Below are 21360 nucleotides of genomic sequence, written 5' to 3'. Positions count from 1 at the left end.
AATAATATAAGCTGTGAACTAATCACTCACTAATCCAAAATTGCAAAAGCGAAATTATAATGAAGACAGTATTATTGTGCATAAAAGGGCGCACAGAAATCATACCCGCTATACCTTACTCAAAAATACATCAAGAAGACTACATACAGATTCAAGCTTTACTTGAAGAGGATATATATAACGGTCAAACAGTTATTATCGTAGCTGCTGGTGATAACTCATATAGTGCAGCAAAGCTAGCAATCAAATATCAGAAGAAGTGTTGTATCAACGGTCAGTTCTTTGATTTTGTAAAAAACTCTGGTGAAAAACAGACCCAGTTGGAGTCTGAAATACTGTTAACAAGTCAATGTACTGAAGAAGGTTTATTTAAAGATACGGCAATCAGGCTGCTAGATTTGTTATTCAAGCAAACACCGAGCAAATTTAGCTTTAAAGAAGCAAAGAAAATACTTGAACGCTCTGCCCCTAAGCTAACTTTTTCGAACGGAAAAAGTTCATTCGAATACTTATTGAATGAATTTGATTTAAAGCTAGCACAACGAAAAGCAAAGAACCTTAGTCGAATTCAAGTAAGACCTGATGGTAAAGATATTGTTGAATTAGAAATGAATTATGACGAAGCGGCAAAATACATCTTTGACAATCCGGGCTTAGGTTATGGTTTAGTTGGTCCTATGGGAGCAGGTAAAACAGAAGTCATTAAAAAGCTTGTTGAGCTTAACGAAGAAGCTAAAAGAAAAGCCCTTGTGCTGACATCAACAATCACTTTAACAAACGCTTTATGTAGCGATGAAAGAAACTATAAAAAAGCGTTAGAAGCTAAAACAATTGATAAACAAAATACTATCTTCTCTTGTTTGTACTCAGCACTGCTTACGCCAGCATTCAAAACAATTAGAGAAAGTGCTGACTTAGCCATCTTCGAAGAATATGAAAGCTGTAGAGATGCTTTACTGGCTGATATCGTCGGCAAAACAGGCTCATTAGAAGAGAAAGCCTCGGCTCAATCGGCCTTTAACCATTCATTAAAAAACACAACTACAGTTGTATTAACAGATGCTCATTTAAGCCAGCAGTCAGCAGATCACTTCGTGAAAAGAACTGGCAGAAAGCTTGTATTAATAAAACCAATTGTTGAGCACAAAAGACCAGCTAAAAAACTAACTTACTTTGCAAACAGAAATGTAGCTATTCAAAACGTAAGAAACACAATTAATGACAAAGGCCGCGCACTAACTTTGAGTGACTGTAAGCATAGCGGTGGTCAGAGTAAGTTTAGAGCAATGGATATTGAAATCAATAAAGGATTTGATATCAAAAATATTGCTGTAGATGCAGCTTACTTTGCCGAAGGCGACAATATGAAATATATGCAAAATCCAACAGAATTTGTTAGTCAATACGATCACGTTTTATCAACATCGGTGTGGAGGAATGGTATTAGCATGTTTTCAAATTTCGATTTGGTAACAATGATTTGCCATCAAACTGTAGCACTCCTAGATGTGTTGCAATGGTCTGATAGAGACAGGCTTAATTTTATGAAAGCAATTTATATAAACGATATACCGAGCGCCCCTCAAGTTCATTGGAATTCTATTTTTTATGCTGAGCTTAAGAAGGGCATCTTGTCTACTGAAGTAGAAAGTAAAGAGAAACTATTAAAGAATAATGATGCAGCGAAAGATGTTATTGATCGCATCAAACACAATAACGAAATGCGTCAAGACTACGCTAACAATGTACTTTCAATGTTTGAGCTTAAAGGTTATGAAATAGAGTACAACTATCAGCACTCATCGAAAGCCTTAAATCAGCGTGAGTTCAATGCAAAAGTTGATGAGAAGCATGAACGCCTTTCAATCTATAGAACTCTTGATGCAATTAAGAAAATGGATGAGTTAGGGGCTATAAGCGAAAAAGAAGATGAGCTACGGCAAATTGATGATAAAAGACTTAGTTATGCTGATGATGTATTTCGTTTCTACAACATTAACTCAAGTACTGAAGAAGAACTCTTTAAGAAAGTATTCTATTTTGACGCTGACGGTTTCGGTAGAACAAAGATTGATAACTTATATGCAGTTAATAGTGGAAATACTTCAAAGTATTACATGCAAGAAGGCAAAGCGATCATCATTAAAAAACTATTTAGTTGTCTTGGTCTTGATAAGTCACTAGAGGGCGAGTTCAGCAAGCAAAATTACGATGAGTTCTTCAGCTTCTTAGTTAATGAAGAAGTTAAGTTTGGAAGCCACGCAGAGAAAGCCATTTATGTATTTAAAGTACTGTTCCCTCACATAAAAATCAGCACCTCAACTTGGGTTGTAAAGAACCTACTGAAGAAAGAGTTTGGCCTTGATGTCACTGAAGTAACCATAGAAGTAATAGATGAAAGCGGCAAAAGTAAAAAAAGAAAGCCAACGATTCGAAACAAGAAAAATGGCAAGATAGAATATTTAATGACAATCTCTGCGGCTACTGCAAATGAACTGTTGTACTTCTACGATATGGCATATCCTCAATCATTAAAATCTGTCGCAAGAGTTACAGAACTTAATCAGCAAGAGATGATAGAACTGAATGCAGTCGCAAGAGGTGAAGATAATTCGGAGTTCGACGAGATACCACTGGATCAAGTTATCTAGTATTAGATGAGTGGTCAAGCTCGACCACTTCATCTCTTACACCCTAAAATGTAAAAAACCCCAGTCAAGGTAACTGGGGTCTTCACATAAGCACTATTACAAAAGCTGAAATCTCAGAAAGATAATCAGTCTCTCTTCAATGATCTCATTTATATTATTACATAATATAACAAAAACTCAATACATAAACTTTAATTAACTAAAACTTTGGTTTTTTTGTCTTATAATTAAGTTAATTATATTATTGAGGTGCTTAATGAAAGTATTAAAACAATGTTATCTTAACTACATTTTAGAATGCCACCATCGCGTTAAATCAATCAGCAATGTTATATGTGAACAAATCAATATAGATGTCGGTCTCGTACCGCTGTTCCTAGCTGCTTGTTATGATATGAGCGTACGTTTACAGAAATCACCATTTGAAGAGCGCTTGATCGTGCATGATGTACGCTACGCTGATGAAGAAAAATCCAAAGGCTTCATAATAGATCATTCTATATTTTCGCACGGTGAAAAATCGAATGATGTATATAAGAATACACTTCACTTATTTGAAAAGAGATCTAAGCAGCACTGCATTATTTGCTGTGAAGAAGTTCCTGAAGGTGATGGTAAATGCAATATTCACAAATTTATTCCAGCTACAGATATCGATTTTATTCAAGATAGTGTTTGTAAGCTTGAGGTTGCTCTGTTTAATCTTATTAAAGAGGTGGATGATACACATGCAGTTGAGCTTTGATGAACACCAGTGGCTCCATATGCTTCAGAGCGAGCTTAAAAAGAAACTTATCGAGCAAGATTCCGAGTTAATCGAAGATTTAATTGAATCGCTAGTAGGTTCTAAGCTGTATTCCTACACACCTGAAATGATCAAAAGAAACATTTCAATGATACAAATGGTTCGCACTCACGGCCCTTACTGGTACGAGTGGGATAATAAAATAATTCAATGCCAGTCTTGCTCGGCAGACATAAGAGACCATGATCGAGGTCCGCCTTTTACAAGGGGCAAGTACCTACTTAATGTGGGTAGTCCAGCAGGAATGGTACTTTGTGAAATTTGTTATGCAGTTATGCTGAAATGGTAATTTGTTGTGCTCAAAGGGATTTGATTAAAAAATAAATAAAAAGTATTTATTGAATAAAGAGGGAGTATTTATTTGATAAATATGCGAAGAGTATCTGACAAATTAAAAAATGGTGCCGCTAGACAGACTCGAACTGTCACGCCTTTCAGCGGGGGATTTTGACGGAAATCTATCTGCTTTCACAGTAGTCGGACTATATCATCACCTCTAACGCGAGGGCTGGACGCTGTTTCACTTAGCTATTAACTCTAAGCTACTTCCTGTTATTAAGCTGTATCGCTACTGCTCAGGTAGTCTCTGAACCTTCCTAACTCTGTAGGCTTGGCTGCTGATTATCTTCATCATTACATGTTCAGACTTTCCAGCAATTCATCCAGTTCTTAATCTTCTGATCACTCAGAAGTGGGACTCATTATTTTTTTCAGTCTTTCGACTTCAGACACTGTTTATCCCCTGTGTCTACCAATTCCACCATAGCGGCACTTTAACTTTTATTAGAACCTTAAAATATACACAAATATACAATTTAAGAAAACTAATATTTTTCAAATTAAACCCTTTAAAATCAAGGGTTTAAGACCAGATTAACGAAATAACACTGGGATTTTGAATCCGTCATGTCTACCAATTCCATCACACTGGCATAATTTTTCTTTCATCTTCTAAAACAAGAGAAAATAAAGAAAAACCACTTTGAGCTCAGGCTTTTTTTATTTGCCTTCGTCTCTATGCTTTGCATTATACAAAGGCGATTAAGAACGGCAAGTAATTTTTTTGCAATAAGGCGTTAACTGCTTGTTATTTGCACACAAGTAGTTAAATATTGCTCTAAATTCAACTTTATTCATGTCAAAGCTATAAAGACAGGGCATTACTAATCCATTAGTTAACGTAATTCAGTAAACGTTTTATCGGTTTATGTGTAAAATACCCCGCAACCTTGTAATTATGAGAGTTGTTATGTCACATTTTGCTCCAGCGAATTTCAGCCGTCGCTTGGCTTCACTTATATACGACAGCTTAGTGGTCGTCGCGTTCGCAATGCTGACTACCGTGTTATTTTTACTAACTATCAATGCCTTAATTTCATTTAACGTGCTCACGCTTGGTAATCATGAAGACGTATCGGCGCTGATCCAAGCGGATCCCATTTTATATACACTTAGAGCCACTTTATTAGTGTTGGTTTCAGTGCTGTTTTTTGCCTATTTTTGGACTAAGAGCGGTCAAACTATCGGCATGCGCGCATGGCGCCTAAAAGTGCAAACCCCCGACGGAGCGCTGTTAACTTGGCCAAAAGCAATCGCTCGTAGCCTATGCGCACTACTTGGGCTGGGTAATCTAATAGTGTTGTTAGACTTTAAAAAGAAAAGATCGCTCCAGGATATGCTGTGTGGCACTGAAGTGGTAGTACTCAGCAAAGAGGAAAATAAAAAGGTTTATAACAGCTTAGATTAATCTAAGCTTCAAATAGCAGCCTATTCCATTAGCCATGTCCATAAAAAATATAGGCCTCAACATGAGGCCTATTTCTTTATTTAATTCAAAACGTTAATTTTGTTTCTTCAGCAGATGGATAGCCAATCCAATAAATAACAAGCTTGGCATTAACGCGCCAACCACCGGTGGAACTTGATATACCATCACAATAGGGCCAAAAATTTCATTACTCAGGTGGAAGGCTAAGCCTGTTACCACGCCCATAATAATCCGCGCGCCCATACTCACCGTCCTCAGTGGCCCGAAGATAAATGACAAAGCCACTAGTAGCATAACCCCAATCGTCAGCGGCTGCATCACCTTACGCCACAGCGCGAGTTCATAGCTACTTGAATCTTGCTCATTTTGCTTTAGATAAGCGAGAAATGACCATAACCCCGTAAAAGACAAAGCATCAGGCTCTACCGACACGACACCCAATCTGTCTTCGCTTAATTCAGACTCATAGAGCATTGATTTTGAATAATGCGTTGTAATTTGCTGTTGATCGATATGTACTTCTTCCACGTCTTGCAATTGCCAGCCGTTAGACATACTTTGCGCCGACTGAGCACGTACTATTTTTGCCAGTGTTAGTGAATCATCGAAATAATAAATCGCGATATCTTTAAGCTTACCGTTTTTTTCAACATTACCAATGTTAATAAAATTGCCGCCATCTTTCGCCCAAACACCACGCTGAGCGCTGTAGACTTCACCGCCATAAATTGCTTCGTTTTTTAACCGTTTTGCGGTTTGCTCCGCTTTTGGTGCGCCCCACTCCCCAAGCGCCATCATCAGTAGTGCAAGCACCACTGCCGTTTTCATCACCGACATAATAATTTGAAAACGCGACCACCCAGCCGCTTGCATCACAATTAGTTCACTGCTTGAGGCAAGTGCACCAAGCCCAATCAGTCCACCTATCAGCGCAGCCATCGGGAAAAATACCACGATATCGCTTGGCATGCTGTAAATGGTATAGAGCATGGCACCGAGTAAATCATAGCTGCCACGACCAACCGAGCGCAGTTGCTCAATAAACTTAATAAGCGTATTGATCCCAACAAAAACTAATAGCGCGAAACCTGTGGTTTGTAAGATGCTACGCCCTAAATACCAATCTAGCGTCTTCATCATACCGTCGTCTCCCGTTTCATAAATACCGAGCGAACCCACACACCAAAAGGCCTTCCTTTCGCAATTAAATAAACGCCAATAAAGAGCACACTTAAGTGGATCCACCAGAGACCGACTGAGGCTGGTACTTTTTCTTCAGCTAACAAAAACTTGCCTGCATTGAGTAAAATGAAATAACCCAAATACAGGGTAATTGCTGGCACGAGCTTAGCGAACTTGCCTTGTCTCGGGTTTACCACACTCAGAGGCACAGCCAATAGAGTGAGTAACAAAATGGAAATAGGCACCGACAATCGCAACTGAAATTGCGCTTTTGCTTCTGGCGTATCCATTTCAAGTAACTGTAAGCTTGGAATAGCCTCTAATTTACGGCGCTGGTGTTCAATTTCTTGTTCTTTAATTTGCACTTGATAAGTACCAAATTCAGTGCGATTAAGTGCTTGGCTGAAGCCATCAGTCTCGTAACGCTTACCTTCATGAAGGAGTAGTTGCTGCTCACCACTATCAAGCTCAATCACTTCACCTTTTTGCGCATACACTAGACGAGCGGCTTGATTTGAGTCCTTCTCGGGCAATTGCGCGACAAACACTTTGTCTAATTCACGGCCTTGTTCGCTAATGCCGTGAACAAATACCACCGCTTTTTCATTGCCCGTTTGCTGAAACCTACCGGCTCTGAGAGTAGAAAGCCCCGACTCCGCATCGGCTTGCTCTCTTAATTGGTACTCTTTTTCGCTCGCCCAAGGTGCAATATACATACTCACACAAGCGGCCAGTAATGCAAAAAACACACTAGAGACTAAAGTCACCCTAACCACATACCACTCACTGACCCCGCAAGCGCGCAGTACCGTCATTTCACTGTCGGCGTAGATGCGACTATAGGCTAAAATGATCCCTAGAAAGAGACTAAGCGGTAAAATATATCCGGCCAACTGTGGCAGTTTCAACGCAAGCATAGCAAGTACTAACTTACCCGGTATACTCCCTTCAGACGCTGAGCTCAGAATGAGTACAAACTTTTGTGACAAAAATATTGTCATTAAGGTGAGAAAAACCGCAACCTGAGATTTTAGTACTTCACCCGTTAAATAGCGGAAAATAAGCAATGTTCGTCCCTATAAAACGTCTTGTTTCACTGGAATAGTGGGAAAAATTGAGTAAACTGATTATTTTAGTCACTTTATTATATGTCAATGCGCCGGAATATCCTACCTAAGGTTAAAGCATATTCATGACTTTAATGTAGGAAAGTGTGCAGGCATAAAAAGTTCAAAATGACATGACAAAGACTCAGGAGTCGCAATGGAATTCAGCGTTAAAAGTGGTAGTCCAGAGAAACAGCGTAGCGCATGTATTGTTGTAGGTGTATACGAGCCACGCCGTCTCTCACCAATTGGTGAACAGCTGGATAAAATAAGCGAAGGCTATATCTCAAATTTACTCAGACGTGGTGATCTTGAAGGCAAACCAGGACAAGTTCTACTTCTTCATCATGTACCAAATGTACTCAGCGAACGCGTTTTGTTGGTGGGTTGTGGTAAGGAAAGAGAGCTCGACGATAAACAATACAAACAAATCATCTCTAAGACCATCAATACGTTAAATGAAACTGGCTCAATGGAAGCGGTATGTTTTCTGACTGAGCAACATGTTAAAGGTCGTGATACTTACTGGAAAGTTCGCCAAGCGGTCGAAACCACGCAAGATTGCCTGTATACCTTTAACCAACTAAAAAGCAAAAAGAGTGAGGCTAGACGCCCGCTACGTAAAATCGTCTTTAACGTACCAACGCGTCGTGAATTAACAATCGGTGAAAGCGCGATTGAGCACGGTCTTGCTATCGCAGCAGGTAGTAAGCTGTGTAAAGACGTTGCTAATATGCCGCCAAACATCTGCAACCCTCGTTATTTGGGCGAGCAAGCACAACAGTTGGTTGAAGACTTTGATAACGTTACCGTTAACCTTGTTGGCGAACAAGAAATGGAAGAGCTGGGTATGCACTCATACCTAGCGGTTGGCCGTGGCAGTCGCAACGAATCAGTGATGTCAGTTATCCACTATAATGGTGGTGACGAAGGCCAAGCACCAATCGTGTTTGTGGGTAAAGGCTTAACATTTGACTCAGGTGGTATTTCTATCAAACCTGGCGAAGCGATGGATGAAATGAAATACGACATGGGCGGAGCCGCGGGCGTGCTTGGCTTAATGCGAGCTGTCGTACAAATGCAACTGCCACTTAACGTGATTGGCGTTTTAGCTGGCTGCGAAAATATGCCTGGAGGCGATGCTTACCGTCCGGGCGATATTTTAACCACTATGTCGGGCCAAACCGTTGAAGTACTCAATACAGATGCCGAAGGCCGCTTAGTACTGTGCGATGCACTAACTTACGTTGAAGCATTCGAGCCTGAAACCGTTGTTGATGTTGCGACTTTAACGGGGGCATGTATTGTTGCGCTTGGTAGCCATGCAACAGGTTTATTATCGAACCATAACCCGCTTGCCCATGATTTGCTAAAAGCGTCAGAGCAAAGCGGCGACAGAGCGTGGCAACTACCGCTTTGGGATGATTATCAAGAACAACTTGAGAGCCCATTTGCAGACTTTACGAACTTAGGTGGTCGCGCAGCTGGCACAATTACAGCCGCGTGTTTCTTGTCTAAATTTACTAAAAAGTACAACTGGGCGCATTTAGACATCGCAGGTACAGCATGGCGCAGCGGCAAGAACAAAGGCGCTACAGGTCGTCCTGTGCCTATGCTGATGCAATACTTACTTAACCGCGCCAATATCACGGACGCGCAGCAAGACTAATAGTCTAGTCGCGATACTTAACAAGCATAAGTCGCGACATAAAGTCGCTGCTACAAAAGGCTAATCCAAACCGTAGCAGCGGGTTTATCCCGCGACACGTAGCAGCGGGGTTACCCCACGACATGTAGCAGCGGGTTTATCCCGCGACATGTAGCAACGGGTTTACCCCGCGACATGTAGCAGCGGGTTTATCCCGCGCCTGCTCGCGGCTACCAAGCGATTAAACCTCTCAAGCACTTCTCACCACTTGCCATATTTTATTCTTCTTCGCCTGGTTCTTGATTGATGGTATTGCCTTTATATGGCAGAATACAGGCTTATTTATGTGCATTTAAGTGGCGCTATAATTAGTTTTAAACTAAGCCGCGCATACTGATTTTCTTCGTCTACGCTATCACGGTAAACAAGATTACAGATATTGAGCAGCTGTGGAGCCTGTGGCAAACCTCAGTACTCCTCGCAATTGGTATTATTATCATGACTATCAAAGCGCGCTTTTACGTGTTAAAACAAAACGATGAGCCGGGGATTAGCGTTCCGGCTCATTTTGATCTGGCAGCACAAACTGCGGCGAGCTTATATCAAGCTGGACACCGTATCTTTGTTAACGTCGATAATACTGACGACGCTCATTTATTCGATGAGCACCTTTGGTGTTTTGACGCAGACAGGTTTGTGCCCCACAACTTACAAGGCGAAGGCCCCAAAGGCGGCGCACCAGTGGAAATTGGCACTATGCCTCCTGCTGCTCGTCGCCCCGTGCTGATTAATCTGGCTCGGGTCGTCCCTGACTTTATTCGTCGCTTTGAACAGGTGATAGATTTTGTGCCTGTTGAAGCCAGCGCTAAGCAAGCCGCACGAGAACGCTTTAAGCAACTTCGTGCACTTGGCGCAACAATTTCCACTGAAGACATTGAGAAATAGCATTTTTAGGGTTCTGTGTAATGGATAAAACCTACAATCCACAAGATATTGAACAGTCTTTGTATCAAGACTGGGAGTCAAATGGCTACTTTAAGCCATCAGGCAATGGTGACGCATATTCGATTATGATCCCACCGCCGAATGTCACAGGTAGTCTACACATGGGCCACGCGTTCCAAGACACTATCATGGACACTTTGATCCGCTATCAGCGCATGAAAGGCAAAAACACACTATGGCAAGTGGGTACCGACCACGCAGGTATCGCCACTCAGATGGTAGTTGAGCGTAAGCTTGCAGCTGAAGAAGGTAAATCACGCCATGATTTAGGCCGTGACGAATTCATCAATAAAATCTGGGAATGGAAAGAGCAATCAGGTGGCACAATCACCAAACAGTTACGTCGTTTAGGCGCGTCTGTAGATTGGGATAGAGAACGTTTTACGATGGATGACGGCTTGTCTGAAGCAGTAAAAGAAGTATTCGTTCGCCTATATCAAGATGACTTAATTTACCGTGGTAAGCGTCTAGTTAACTGGGATCCTAAATTACACACTGCAATTTCTGATTTAGAAGTTGAGAATAAAGACAAGCAGGGCCATATGTGGAATTTGCGCTATCCACTTGCGGATGACGTAACCACTAAAGATGGTAAAGACTACATTATCGTAGCAACCACTCGTCCAGAAACCATGCTTGGTGATACTGGCGTTGCAGTCAACCCGGATGATGAACGTTACCAAGACTTAATTGGTAAAGAAATTCTACTTCCTATCGTCAACCGTCGCATTCCTATCGTTGCCGATGAACATGCAGATATGGAAAAAGGCACGGGCTGCGTAAAAATCACGCCGGCACACGACTTCAACGATAACGAAGTTGGTAAGCGCCATGAGCTGCCAATGATCAACGTGTTCAACAAAGACGCGGCAGTTCTAAATACGGGTGAGTGCTTTACTTTTGATGGTAAGCCACTTGAAGCGATGGATGCACCAATTCCAGAGCGTTTCCACGGCCTTGACCGTTTCGATGCGCGTAAGCAAATCGTTGATGAGTTTGAGCAGCTTGGTCTACTTGAGAAAATCGACGATCACAGTCTAACCGTTCCTTACGGCGACCGCTCTGGCGTAGTAATCGAGCCACTACTTACCGATCAGTGGTATGTTCGCGTTGCTCCTCTTGCTGAGCCTGCGGTAAAAGCGGTAGAAGATGGCGATATTCAATTTGTACCTAAGCAATACGAGAACATGTACTTCTCTTGGATGCGTGATGTTCAAGACTGGTGTATTTCCCGTCAACTTTGGTGGGGCCACAGGATCCCGGCATGGTATGACAGCGAAGGTAATGTATATGTTGGTCGTGACGAAGCAGAAGTTCGTCAAAACCATAACCTTGATGCAAATGTGGCGCTGACCCAAGATGAAGACGTGCTAGACACTTGGTTCTCTTCTGCACTGTGGACTTTCTCAACATTAGGTTGGCCTGAAAACACAGAAGATCTAAAGGTATTCCACCCTTCAGATACCCTAGTTACTGGTTTCGATATTATCTTCTTCTGGGTAGCTCGCATGATCATGATGACCATGCATTTCATCAAAGATGAAGATGGTAAACCTCAAGTTCCATTTAAGACCGTTTATGTGACTGGCCTTATTCGCGACGAAAATGGCGATAAGATGTCTAAGTCAAAAGGTAACGTGTTAGATCCACTAGACATGATTGACGGTATCGATCTTGAGAGCCTAGTGACAAAACGTACTGGCAACATGATGCAGCCACAGCTTGCGGCAAAAATCGAGAAGAATACGCGCAAAACATTTGTCGATGGTATTGAAGCACACGGTACTGATGCATTGCGTTTCACTCTTGCAGCAATGGCATCAACGGGACGTGATATCAACTGGGATATGAACCGTCTTGAAGGGTACCGTAACTTCTGTAACAAGCTGTGGAATGCTAGCCGTTATGTATTGATGAACACAGAAGAACAAGACTGTGGCTTCAACGATAACGAAAAAGTGTATTCTCTAGCGGATCGTTGGATTTTAGGCCAATTCCAAAATACAGTTAAGGTGTTCTCTGAGCACTTAGATAACTATCGTTTTGACCTTGCGGCAAATACCATTTATGAGTTCACATGGAACCAATTCTGTGACTGGTATCTAGAGCTAACTAAGCCAATTCTATTTAAAGGCAATGAAGCGCAGCAACGTGGTACACGTCATACGCTTATCACCGTATTGGAAGGCTTACTTCGTTTGATGCACCCACTAATGCCTTATATCACAGAGACAATTTGGCAACGTGTAGCACCAATCGCAGGTGTCGAAGCGAAGACAATTATGCTTGAAGCGTTCCCAGTATTCGACGAAAGCAAAGTTGATGCGCAAGCGATGGCAGACCTTGAGTGGGTGAAGCAGTTTATTATTGCTATCCGTAACATTCGTGGTGAAATGGACATCAGTCCAAGCAAGCCGCTAAACGTGTTACTTACTGGTGCAAGCGAAGATGACAAACGTCGTCTAGAAGAAAACCAAGCTTTCTTAAGTGCTCTGGCAAAACTGGAAACGGTAGATTTGCTTGCAAGCAAAGACGAAGCACCAGCTTGTGCGACTGCGTTTATCGGCGACCTTGAAATCATGATCCCAATGGCAGGTCTGATTGATGTAGAAGCTGAACTTGCACGTATTGCCAAACAGCTTGAAAAAGCAGAAAAAGGTCTTGAGCAGGTTGAAAAGAAACTCGCAAACGAAAAGTTTGTAAGTAATGCGCCTGAAGCGGTACTTGCTAAAGAGAAAGCAAAATTAGCTGAGTTTAGCGATGCAAAAACGAAGCTACTTGAACAAAAAGCAAAGATAGAAAGCTTGTAATCGCTTTCTATCTTGGTTGGTTTTATAACCACTGCAAAAATTAAAAAAGCCGCATATTGCGGCTTTTTCATTAACTGATTAAAGTATTACTGTTGCTCGAATAGGCTGTCGGTACTTAACCCTTCGTGTTGTAAAATATCCTTCAAGCGTCTCAATGCCTCAACTTGAATTTGCCTTACACGCTCTCTCGTTAGCCCGATTTCGCGGCCAACATCTTCAAGCGTAGACGGCTCATAACCGAGCAGACCAAAGCGTCTCGCTAGCACTTCTCGCTGTTTTGGATTTAACTCTCCAAGCCAATCAACAATGTGCTTATTAATATCGTTGCTCTGCACTTCGGTTTCTGGACCACCGCCCTTTTCATCCGCGATTATATCGAGCAGTGCTTTGTCATTTTCACCACCAATAGGCGTATCAACCGAAGTGATCTTTTCGTTCAGACGCAGCATCTTGCTGACTTCTTCGACAGGCTTGTCGAGACATTCAGCAATTTCTTCTGCGGTAGGTTCATGATCCAACTTTTGCGTCAATTCACGTGCTGTACGTAGGTAAACGTTGAGCTCTTTGACAACATGAATTGGCAAACGAATGGTACGAGTTTGGTTCATGATAGCGCGTTCGATGGTTTGACGGATCCACCAAGTTGCATAAGTAGAAAATCTAAATCCACGTTCCGGATCAAACTTTTCTACAGCTCTGATCAGACCTAAGTTACCTTCTTCAATGAGGTCAAGTAATGCCAAACCACGGTTGTTATAACGACGAGCGATTTTAACCACTAATCTCAAGTTACTCTCTATCATCCGTTTACGTGAGGCTTCACACCCCTTTAACGCTTTACGCGCAAAGTAAACTTCTTCTTCTGCACTGAGCAGTGGGGAAAATCCAATTTCACCTAAATAGAGTTGAGTGGCATCTAAGTTTTTAACCACTTCTTCTTTGGCAAAAACTTCTTCGTCGTCTTCGAGGTCTTCAAGTAATTCGTCTTTCGGTTCGTCAATATTATCATCTTCGAGCTTGTCTAACTCAGGAGTAGATTTTGTAGGTAATTTTGCAGTGTGAGCCATAAGTATTCTCCCCAAGCGAATAAAAGTAAGGGTACTCGAACCAATCGATGTACTCGCATTACTTTATGGCAAGTATTTTGCCGGGTTTACAGCTTGACCTTTAAAACGGATCTCAAACCTAAGCGCCGTCTTAGAAGCATCTGTACTACCCATTTCGGCAATTTTTTCCCCAACTTTAACTTTTTGCTGTTCTCTGACGAGTAACTTAGCGTTGTGGGCATACGCACTTAGATAATCATCTGTATGTTTCAGAATGATTAAATTGCCATACCCACGCAACGCACTCCCTGCATATACAACTACACCGCCAGCAGCAGCCTTAACTGAAGTGCCCAGTTTATTTGAGATCTCCAATCCCTTATAACCATTCTCTTTAACAGAGAAGTGACGAGTCACCTTGCCTTCAGCAGGCCATTTCCATAGTACCTTATTATTATACAAAGCCTTGGTACTACTAGATTTTTGTGTGGCTTGTCTTTGAACATACTCTCGTTGATTTGGCTTATCAAGCTCTTTTTTGGAGGTTTTGTTACTTTTTTGTTTTAAAGACTGAGACTTGTGGTTTACTTTCGTGTATTTTATGTTCTTTTTGTTTTTATTTCTGGGATATTCTAGACGAATGATCTGATTGGGATAGATCGTGTACGGAGGCTTAATTTTATTGATTTTCGCAAGTGTTCTTACATCTTTGTTCGCGCTAAATGCAATTGCAAATAAAGTATCGCCTTTTTTTACTTTGTAACTGCTTCCGTTAATATTAATTTTATGTGACGAAGTGGTCTTACCAGAGTATAAAGTTGTTACAGGTGCAGGCGTATGATTCGACGAACAGGCAACAAGCAGGCCGCTTAAATAAATCGATATGATGACCTGAGACTTGCGCATTACTTATATTTTCCAGTGCTACTATCAACGACTATCATATCAATCTAACTTAATTTTGCTTGGTTTTCACATTCTACTGGAAAAATAGTTATATTTTATGGAGTTGTTTTTAAAACCAGCAAATTAACCGACTTCGCCAGCGATTAAAGGCACGAAGCGCACGGGAGCTAGAGCATGGCGAATAAACTGCTCACCTTGTTTAACAAATAACGTGAGTATTTGCTCTTCAATCCCAATTGGAATGACCATGGCACCGCCATCTTCTAGTTGCGTCAACAAATCATCTGGAACTGATTGTGCTGCGGCTGTAACAATGATCCCCGCAAAGGGCGCTTTTGAAGCCCAGCCCTTCCAACCGTCACCATGTTTCATGGTAACATTGTATAAATCCAGCAAATGCAGCCTTCTGCGCGCTTGCCACTGCAGCGACTTGATCCGCTCGATGCTAAAAACCTGTTCAAACACTTGTGCCAGTATGGCGGTCTGATAACCAGAGCCCGTCCCCACTTCCAAAATGCGCCCTTTAACACCCACTTGTTTTAACACTTCAGTCATTTTTGCGACGATAAAAGGTTGTGATATCGTTTGCCCTTGACCGATAGGAAGTGCAGTATTTTCATATGACTTATGTTTAAGCACTTCATCGACAAACAAGTGTCTAGGCGTGTTAGCGATGGCATTGAGTACCATTTTATCTTCTACGCCTTGCTGTGTTAGCAGTTCCACCAGCGCGTTGGCACTGCCCTGATAATTATTCAGCACATACGCCTCTTAAGATAACCAGCTCGCCACAGCATCTAAGCTCTCGTAAGCCGTCATATCCACCTTGAGTGGTGTGATAGCGGCATAACCATTGTTTACAGCATGAAAATCCGTGCCTTCACCAGCGTCACTTTCATGACCTAACGTGCCATACCAGTACACACTTCGGCCCCATGGGTCGATTTGTTCGGTCATGGTATCCGCTTTATGACGTGAGCCTAGTCGAGTGACTTTAATCCCTTTTAAGTCACTTAATGGAATATCAGGGACGTTGATATTAATGATTTGGTCTTTTGGTAGCGGGTGGTTTGCAAGCTTTTTAATGATCTCTACCGTGACATGCGCTGCAGTTTCGTAGTGGGCTTCATTTTTAGAGCAAAGAGAAACGGCAATCGCAGGCAAGCCCACATGTCGACCTTCAGTGGCCGCCGCAACAGTGCCTGAGTACAGTGTATCATCGCCAAGATTAGCGCCATTGTTGATCCCTGCAACGACTAAATCCGGCAATTCATCCATCAGTTTGTTCACTCCAAGGTGAACACAGTCGGTGGGCGTGCCATTCACGGAGATAAAACCATTATCTAGCGTAGTCGCTCTGAGCGGGTTTAATAAGGTTAACGAGTTACTCGCACCGCTACAGTTTCTATCTGGACCAATGACAGTTACGTCCGCGATTTGTGATAACGCTTGATACAAGATAGCAATACCCTTGGCGTGAACACCATCGTCATTACTCAATAGGATCTTCATATTTCACCTCTTTTTCTTGTTAGACAATGAGTATCTCACTGCTGTATCGACTCTTCATGTTTATTAAACTTTTTACTGGCATCTTTATGATTAACAAGCTCTCTGAGCAGCGCCGTGGCAAAAGTCCCTTTTGGTAAACTGAATTCTAGGGTGAGCGTACTGTTGTCAGTCATACTCACTTTAAGTGCTTCGGGTATTAATCTAAGCGCTCTACGCTCATTTTTCATCCCAAATTCAGCCAACCCTTCGTGCCATTTAGCGAAAGGAGCCAACCATTCACGCTCTTGCGGCAACAAGCCCTTTTCACCTTTGCCAACCAATGGCGCCGAAAGCAAAATGTCGCCATTCAGTAACCGTTCGATGAGCTCGCAATCAATTTCTGAATCAAAAAAGGCGTTACTACCGCTCAGTAAAAAGATTTCACGATGCCAAGTCGTTGCCAAACCATGCTCTGCCACGCGGCGACTGACGACTTCGTTAAACAGATGAGAGCGGGCGGCTGAAAGCACCAGCCCTCTGAGCTTTTTATCGCGGATCTTTTCGCCGTCAAATAACCTATCTGCCATGGCTAAGTTGTGGCCATCATGACCAAAACGTTGTTCTCCAAAATAATTAGGAACCCCTTGGCGTACGGCATTAATACGCGACAGAATATCAAGTGGAGCAGTCACGTTTCTGAGGGTAATGGCAAAGCGATTGCCCTTATGACAGCCTGTTTTTAACTTTCGATTGTGCCGTATTTGTTGCACCACAAAAATAGAGTCACTATTTAATGCACTAAAATCTACCGACTTTTTAATTGGCACCGGCACACTAAACCACTGCGTACATACGCCGTGTCTGTCTTTAATTCCTGCATAACTGACATCTCGCGGTGAAATTTGAGCAAATTCTGCAAGCTTTTTAGCGACAAATGCAGTGTTTTCTCCCTTTTTTATGATCTGCAAGCAAACGTGCTCACCTTCGCCAGTAAAAGGAATATCTAAAATTTCTTCGACTCTAAAGTCTTCTGGTTGTGACTTATAATCGCCATCAGATAACGGTTTGCCGTAAAGATAATTTAGTGTCTTCATGCTTTTACCAATAGCACCACAGCATGGCTTGAGATCCCTTCCTTACGTCCCTCAAAACCCAGCTTTTCAGTAGTGGTTGCTTTAACATTAACTTGGTCCAGCTGCGCTTCACAGTCGTTTGCGATTTTACCGCGCATCGCATCAATATGTGGTCGCATTTTTGGTGCTTGCGCGACAATCGTGATGTCGATATTGCCTATTTGATAGCCAAGCGCTTTCACTTGTTCCATCACGCGGCGTAATAAAATACGACTGTCGATATTTTCAAATTCACTCGCGGTATCAGGAAAGTGCTTACCAATATCTCCCAGCGCAAGCGCTCCCAACAAGGCATCACACAATGCATGAATTGCCACATCACCATCGGAGTGAGCAATAAACCCCTGTTCGTAAGGAATTTTTTCCCCACAAATCGTCAATGGGCCAGCTCCACCAAATTTATGAACATCAAATCCGTGGCCAATTCTAATCATGCTGTTTACCTTGTTGTTGAATTATAAACTCCGCCAGAGGTAAATCCTCCGGCGTTGTGATCTTAATGTTATCTGTACGCGCGGCAATGAGTTGAACTGGCTGATTTTGTAATTCCATCGCTGATGCTTCATCTGTGATATTTGCACCTTGAGAAAGTCCAAGCTCCAGCGCAGCCAATAACTCTTCATACCTAAACATTTGAGGCGTAAAAGCCTGCCATAACGACGCTCTAGGTACGGTTTCCTGTACCAACTCCGTACCGCGTTTGATGGTATCTTTAACCTTGGCAGCCAGTATGCCACCTTGCTGTTGGTTTATACATCGTGAAATCAGCTGATGAATATCGTCCAGCGCAACTAAAGGTCGAGCCGCATCATGAACTAACACCCAGTCAGGGCGACTTGGTGCCAATGCTTTTAGCGCCAATAAAACGGAGTCGGCACGTTCTTGTCCACCTTCGCAGTGGCTAAAACGGCTATCAGGCAGTAACGCCGATGAAAAATATCCATCTTCTTTGGAAACGGCGACCATAAATTGATCGACGCACTCAAGTCCGGCTAGTTTTTCCAGTGTGTGTACTAAAATTGGTTTACCTAATAGTGGAATATATTGTTTAGGCATCTGCGCCTGCATACGACTGCCAACCCCAGCTGCGGGGATGACGACTGCAAGTTTATCGTTTCTTTTCATGAGGTACTTTCGGTAATACACGGATAAAAGTTTCGCCAGGTTTAATCATGCCGAGCTCATGACGAGCGCGCTCCTCAACCCCTTCGAGGCCGAGTTTTAAATCGTCGATATCCGCTTTTAATAATTTATTTCGTTTACTGAGGTTGGCATTGGTTTCTTGGTGCGATTTAACCACGGATTTTATCCGAGTGTAGTCCTCCACGCCGTTGTGGCCGAACCAAAGTCTGTACTGAATAAATAGCGCTAAAACCAACAGCGCTAACTGAAAAAATCGCATTGCTTAATCCAAACTTCTGTTTTTTGAGTCGATTAGGATCGTTGACTCGTTTTTGTTTTTTGTACTTGTGGCCAATTAATTGAACTGGCAAGTAACATTTCTCTTAGCGTCAGCCTTCTCGGTACTACCGCTTTGCCAAAATACCAAGTATGGCCACAACAGGCAGCTGTCATTAACGCTTTCGTCGGTTTTAGCAATTGTACACGCGCTTCATCACTTGCTTGTAAGCTATTGCCACTGACACTGAACCAGCCAAATTGGTTGCAGTGCAATTTGTCAACCTCATTCACTTGGTCGACACTGTCGAGCCTTACGGTTGTCCCCGTCGAGTCTGCATATAGCACAGGAACCACCAGCCCCACTTTCACCTTAGTGGTAAAAAATGCTGCGTTGGCAGCGTCATCACATTTAGGCTGTGATTTTTGCTTTGCTAACCAACATCCATTGAAACTATCTAGCTCAAGCGGGACATCACCATGAATAATATGTGTGGCCGCGCGCTCAACATAATACGGCAGGCTGTTTAACAAACGCTGAAGGCGAGTATGATCAGAGAGTTCAGCAAGCTTCGGCAACTCTCTGGCATAAAATACGTTTACAAGCTCGGCAAATACAAGGCGAGATGCTTCGTCATACCAGATTGTATTTTGCTGTTGCTCCAAAACGCCTCCCGTCAATGCAATCTACTTTAGTAGACTGGTGTACATCCTTTATACACTAGCCATGTTTCAAATCAAAGCAAACTGCTCAGTTGTACTTGCTTACGGCTTGGTTCCTAATTTTGCTTGCCCCTCAGCCATAAATTGTACTACCGAACTGCGTTTTTTTCCTATTAAGAAACTACCGTCAGTCAAAAACATAAAGTTCTGCCAACATCGCTTAAACACGTCAAAACGGGTCTCGATCACATCATCTCGAGAGAGACAAAAATACACGGTGGTATTAGCTTGCCAATCAAGAAATTGCTCGATAGTTTCAGGAAACGCTTCTCCCGCTTCCCACGGCTGCTCCCAATTGAGGGTTTCTTGCCATGAGTCCGCTTTACCAACCCAATCTGTTTTATCAAAGAAATCAGGGTGATCTTTTTCGTTGCTTACCATAGTGCTCCAAAGCACCGCAGCGCGCGCCGCTGACATTGGTTTTATCAATGCCAGGTCGGATTCTTCGATTGGAAGATCTTTATGTTTGAAAACCCAAGCTTTCTTATAATCGTCCAGCGCAATATAATTCATCTTTAAACACCTTCAGTCTTAATGGCACGGATTATAACATTTCAGCCCGTCACGTACGGCTTTTATTTTTTGGAGCTTGAATTAGTGGATATCACACCTGGAATTTACCGCCACTACAAAGGAAAATTATATCGAGTGCACGCCTTGGCAACGCACAGTGAAACGCAAGAGAAGCAAGTGGTTTATCAAACCCTATATGGAGATATGAGCTTTTGGGTTCGACCACTTGAAATGTTTTTAGAAGACGTTATGGTCGAAGGCGAAGCGGTGCCTCGCTTCACCTTAATCGAAACCGAAGCAGGGTTGGCAAAATAGATGGCGGTTTTTAGCTTCTCTGAGACATGCTCGTGTTCGCAAAACTCACTTGTGCTGCATTTTTTGCTGGAACTTTGCGTATCAGGTAAAACTTACGTGTACGTTCGACTAAACTAACGATTGCTCCCGTACCATGCTTGCCAAATACTGTATCCGCTTACCAATAACCAAACCGTGCTTTAGTTTCAACAATCGCAGGTTTATGTTCAATGCCAACTCGATTTGGGATGATGACCCGTTTGCTTCGGCAGCCTTTACGATAACGCCTGTGCCCTTGTCACAGATATTTGTAAAGTTTGCCACCACTCAATTTATCTTTTTGAATATAGCCGTAAATCCATTCATGACTCACTGGATGAGTCGATAATTTTGCTAACACCCGCAATCTGTTCAGGAATCCATTTTTGCTCTAATCCAAACTCAACGAACGCAATTGTAAATGCTGGCATAGAATACTTCGCAGCTAGACGTTTTCGCTTACATGCCTTTGAATGTGCAACCACTGCCAAGTAATAACTTCGAGTACTATTGCGCCTAAATTCACGGCTTATGGGCAGTGACTCACTTTTAGCCTTTTTCCTATCTTTCGATAGCTAAAGCCCTCGCGTAAGTAGGTCTCAATCTGTTATTTTTGCCCTTCGCCAAGCTGCTTGTAACCCATTGTATCTAGTATTTTTTATCGATTACAGAGTACCACCAACAGGCAGTTGTTCTCTTCTAACTGTTTAATCATGAGTGGTGCACTTATTATCTGAATTCGGCCAACAAGCAGAATGAAATTGTTATAGCAATTCCATGCAAGCTCCATTAATGTTGCAAAATACGCAACATAAAAACAAAGGTTAGTTAACCACAAAACT

The 21360-nt window shown here is 42.4% G+C and carries 19 protein-coding genes and 1 pseudogene; 7 read left to right on the top strand and 13 right to left on the bottom strand.

Annotation, left to right across the window (positions count from 1 at the left end; genetic code table 11):
- Positions 1 to 59 precede the first annotated feature (59 nt).
- From QSH61_RS03480 to QSH61_RS03470, 3 genes are all read left to right on the top strand, one after another.
- Entirely contained in the window at positions 60 to 2651 is a 2592-nt protein-coding gene (locus tag QSH61_RS03480) for a hypothetical protein (RefSeq protein ID WP_206471397.1), read from the top strand.
- Positions 2652 to 2907: 256 nt separating this feature from the next.
- Positions 2908 to 3396, top strand: coding sequence for a hypothetical protein (locus tag QSH61_RS03475; RefSeq protein WP_206471398.1), 489 nt, complete (start codon positions 2908 to 2910; stop codon positions 3394 to 3396).
- 1309 nt (positions 3397 to 4705) lie between these two features.
- On the top strand, positions 4706 to 5203 hold the full coding sequence (locus tag QSH61_RS03470) for an RDD family protein (RefSeq protein ID WP_010605630.1): 498 nt from the start codon (positions 4706 to 4708) through the stop codon (positions 5201 to 5203).
- Positions 5204 to 5296: 93 nt separating this feature from the next.
- Here QSH61_RS03470 and lptG read toward each other — a convergent pair whose 3' ends face one another.
- Positions 5297 to 6364: an LPS export ABC transporter permease LptG gene (gene lptG / locus QSH61_RS03465; RefSeq protein WP_102056162.1), complete on the bottom strand. Its 1068-nt coding sequence runs from the start codon at positions 6362 to 6364 to the stop codon at positions 5297 to 5299.
- Positions 6361 to 7473, bottom strand: coding sequence for an LPS export ABC transporter permease LptF (gene lptF, locus QSH61_RS03460; protein ID WP_102056161.1), 1113 nt, complete (start codon positions 7471 to 7473; stop codon positions 6361 to 6363). The genes lptG and lptF overlap by 4 nt, the downstream gene beginning before the upstream one ends.
- Positions 7474 to 7669: 196 nt before the next feature.
- Between lptF and pepA the strand changes: the two genes are divergently transcribed.
- The 3 genes from pepA to QSH61_RS03445 all read left to right on the top strand — a co-directional run bounded on the left by pepA (position 7670) and on the right by QSH61_RS03445 (position 12975).
- The gene (pepA, locus tag QSH61_RS03455; protein WP_010605633.1) at positions 7670 to 9181 is read left to right on the top strand and encodes a leucyl aminopeptidase; all 1512 of its coding nucleotides are present in this window, start codon (positions 7670 to 7672) and stop codon (positions 9179 to 9181) included.
- A gap of 477 nt (positions 9182 to 9658) precedes the next feature.
- Complete coding sequence (locus tag QSH61_RS03450; RefSeq protein ID WP_010377414.1) at positions 9659 to 10105, top strand: DNA polymerase III subunit chi; 447 nt, start codon at positions 9659 to 9661, stop codon at positions 10103 to 10105.
- A 20-nt stretch (positions 10106 to 10125) separates the two neighbouring features.
- On the top strand, positions 10126 to 12975 hold the full coding sequence (locus tag QSH61_RS03445; protein WP_206471399.1) for a valine--tRNA ligase: 2850 nt from the start codon (positions 10126 to 10128) through the stop codon (positions 12973 to 12975).
- An 86-nt stretch (positions 12976 to 13061) separates the two neighbouring features.
- On the opposite strand, the gene rpoS is transcribed toward QSH61_RS03445, so the two are convergent.
- From rpoS to QSH61_RS03395, 10 genes are all read right to left on the bottom strand, one after another.
- Complete coding sequence (gene rpoS, locus QSH61_RS03440) at positions 13062 to 14042, bottom strand: RNA polymerase sigma factor RpoS (RefSeq protein WP_010605635.1); 981 nt, start codon at positions 14040 to 14042, stop codon at positions 13062 to 13064.
- 63 nt (positions 14043 to 14105) lie between these two features.
- Positions 14106 to 14927: a peptidoglycan DD-metalloendopeptidase family protein gene (locus QSH61_RS03435; protein ID WP_102056159.1), complete on the bottom strand. Its 822-nt coding sequence runs from the start codon at positions 14925 to 14927 to the stop codon at positions 14106 to 14108.
- 123 nt (positions 14928 to 15050) lie between these two features.
- A complete protein-coding gene (locus QSH61_RS03430; protein WP_010605637.1) occupies positions 15051 to 15689 on the bottom strand; it encodes a protein-L-isoaspartate(D-aspartate) O-methyltransferase in 639 nt (212 codons plus the stop codon).
- 9 nt (positions 15690 to 15698) lie between these two features.
- Positions 15699 to 16439 carry a 5'/3'-nucleotidase SurE gene (gene surE / locus QSH61_RS03425; RefSeq protein ID WP_010377409.1) on the bottom strand — a complete coding sequence of 247 codons (741 nt, stop codon included), beginning with the start codon at positions 16437 to 16439 and terminating at the stop codon, positions 15699 to 15701.
- 35 nt (positions 16440 to 16474) lie between these two features.
- Positions 16475 to 17512, bottom strand: a complete 1038-nt coding sequence (gene truD / locus QSH61_RS03420; protein WP_174170333.1) for a tRNA pseudouridine(13) synthase TruD — start codon at positions 17510 to 17512, stop codon at positions 16475 to 16477.
- Complete coding sequence (ispF, locus tag QSH61_RS03415) at positions 17509 to 17985, bottom strand: 2-C-methyl-D-erythritol 2,4-cyclodiphosphate synthase (RefSeq protein ID WP_010605639.1); 477 nt, start codon at positions 17983 to 17985, stop codon at positions 17509 to 17511. Before ispF ends, truD begins: the two co-directional genes overlap by 4 nt.
- Positions 17978 to 18676 carry a 2-C-methyl-D-erythritol 4-phosphate cytidylyltransferase gene (gene ispD / locus QSH61_RS03410; protein ID WP_174170335.1) on the bottom strand — a complete coding sequence of 233 codons (699 nt, stop codon included), beginning with the start codon at positions 18674 to 18676 and terminating at the stop codon, positions 17978 to 17980. Before ispD ends, ispF begins: the two co-directional genes overlap by 8 nt.
- Positions 18660 to 18953, bottom strand: coding sequence for a cell division protein FtsB (gene ftsB / locus QSH61_RS03405; RefSeq protein ID WP_010377404.1), 294 nt, complete (start codon positions 18951 to 18953; stop codon positions 18660 to 18662). Before ftsB ends, ispD begins: the two co-directional genes overlap by 17 nt.
- 32 nt (positions 18954 to 18985) lie before the next feature.
- Positions 18986 to 19630, bottom strand: a complete 645-nt coding sequence (locus QSH61_RS03400; protein WP_206471400.1) for a hypothetical protein — start codon at positions 19628 to 19630, stop codon at positions 18986 to 18988.
- An 84-nt stretch (positions 19631 to 19714) separates the two neighbouring features.
- A complete protein-coding gene (locus QSH61_RS03395) occupies positions 19715 to 20185 on the bottom strand; it encodes a DUF2947 domain-containing protein (protein ID WP_045962078.1) in 471 nt (156 codons plus the stop codon).
- 84 nt (positions 20186 to 20269) lie between these two features.
- Between QSH61_RS03395 and QSH61_RS03390 the strand changes: the two genes are divergently transcribed.
- On the top strand, positions 20270 to 20500 hold the full coding sequence (locus tag QSH61_RS03390; protein ID WP_206471401.1) for a DUF1653 domain-containing protein: 231 nt from the start codon (positions 20270 to 20272) through the stop codon (positions 20498 to 20500).
- Here the strand turns inward: QSH61_RS03390 and QSH61_RS24390 are convergent.
- Positions 20479 to 21122, bottom strand: a pseudogene (locus QSH61_RS24390) (IS30 family transposase); the annotation flags it as partial. The gene QSH61_RS03390 and the pseudogene QSH61_RS24390 overlap by 22 nt on opposite strands.
- Between the last annotated feature and the right edge of the window lie 238 nt (positions 21123 to 21360).

This window comes from Pseudoalteromonas sp. JC3 (assembly GCF_030291895.1).
Lineage (GTDB): Bacteria > Pseudomonadota > Gammaproteobacteria > Enterobacterales > Alteromonadaceae > Pseudoalteromonas.
The sequence above is the reverse complement of the archived record's forward strand: the minus strand, read 5'-3'. Positions and strand labels throughout refer to the sequence as shown.

Bases quoted from the DNA above. Each gene is read 5' to 3' on its own strand.
- QSH61_RS03480 (WP_206471397.1), top strand. From the start codon at position 60: ATGAAGACAGTATTATTGTGCATAAAAGGGCGCACAGAAATCATACCC.
- QSH61_RS03475 (WP_206471398.1), top strand. From the start codon at position 2,908: ATGAAAGTATTAAAACAATGTTATCTTAACTACATTTTAGAATGCCAC.
- QSH61_RS03470 (WP_010605630.1), top strand. From the start codon at position 4,706: ATGTCACATTTTGCTCCAGCGAATTTCAGCCGTCGCTTGGCTTCACTT.
- lptG (WP_102056162.1), bottom strand. From the start codon at position 6,364: ATGATGAAGACGCTAGATTGGTATTTAGGGCGTAGCATCTTACAAACC.
- pepA (WP_010605633.1), top strand. From the start codon at position 7,670: ATGGAATTCAGCGTTAAAAGTGGTAGTCCAGAGAAACAGCGTAGCGCA.
- QSH61_RS03450 (WP_010377414.1), top strand. From the start codon at position 9,659: ATGACTATCAAAGCGCGCTTTTACGTGTTAAAACAAAACGATGAGCCG.
- QSH61_RS03445 (WP_206471399.1), top strand. From the start codon at position 10,126: ATGGATAAAACCTACAATCCACAAGATATTGAACAGTCTTTGTATCAA.
- rpoS (WP_010605635.1), bottom strand. From the start codon at position 14,042: ATGGCTCACACTGCAAAATTACCTACAAAATCTACTCCTGAGTTAGAC.
- QSH61_RS03435 (WP_102056159.1), bottom strand. From the start codon at position 14,927: ATGCGCAAGTCTCAGGTCATCATATCGATTTATTTAAGCGGCCTGCTT.
- surE (WP_010377409.1), bottom strand. From the start codon at position 16,439: ATGAAGATCCTATTGAGTAATGACGATGGTGTTCACGCCAAGGGTATT.
- truD (WP_174170333.1), bottom strand. From the start codon at position 17,512: ATGAAGACACTAAATTATCTTTACGGCAAACCGTTATCTGATGGCGAT.
- ispF (WP_010605639.1), bottom strand. From the start codon at position 17,985: ATGATTAGAATTGGCCACGGATTTGATGTTCATAAATTTGGTGGAGCT.
- ispD (WP_174170335.1), bottom strand. From the start codon at position 18,676: ATGAAAAGAAACGATAAACTTGCAGTCGTCATCCCCGCAGCTGGGGTT.
- ftsB (WP_010377404.1), bottom strand. From the start codon at position 18,953: ATGCGATTTTTTCAGTTAGCGCTGTTGGTTTTAGCGCTATTTATTCAG.
- QSH61_RS03395 (WP_045962078.1), bottom strand. From the start codon at position 20,185: ATGAATTATATTGCGCTGGACGATTATAAGAAAGCTTGGGTTTTCAAA.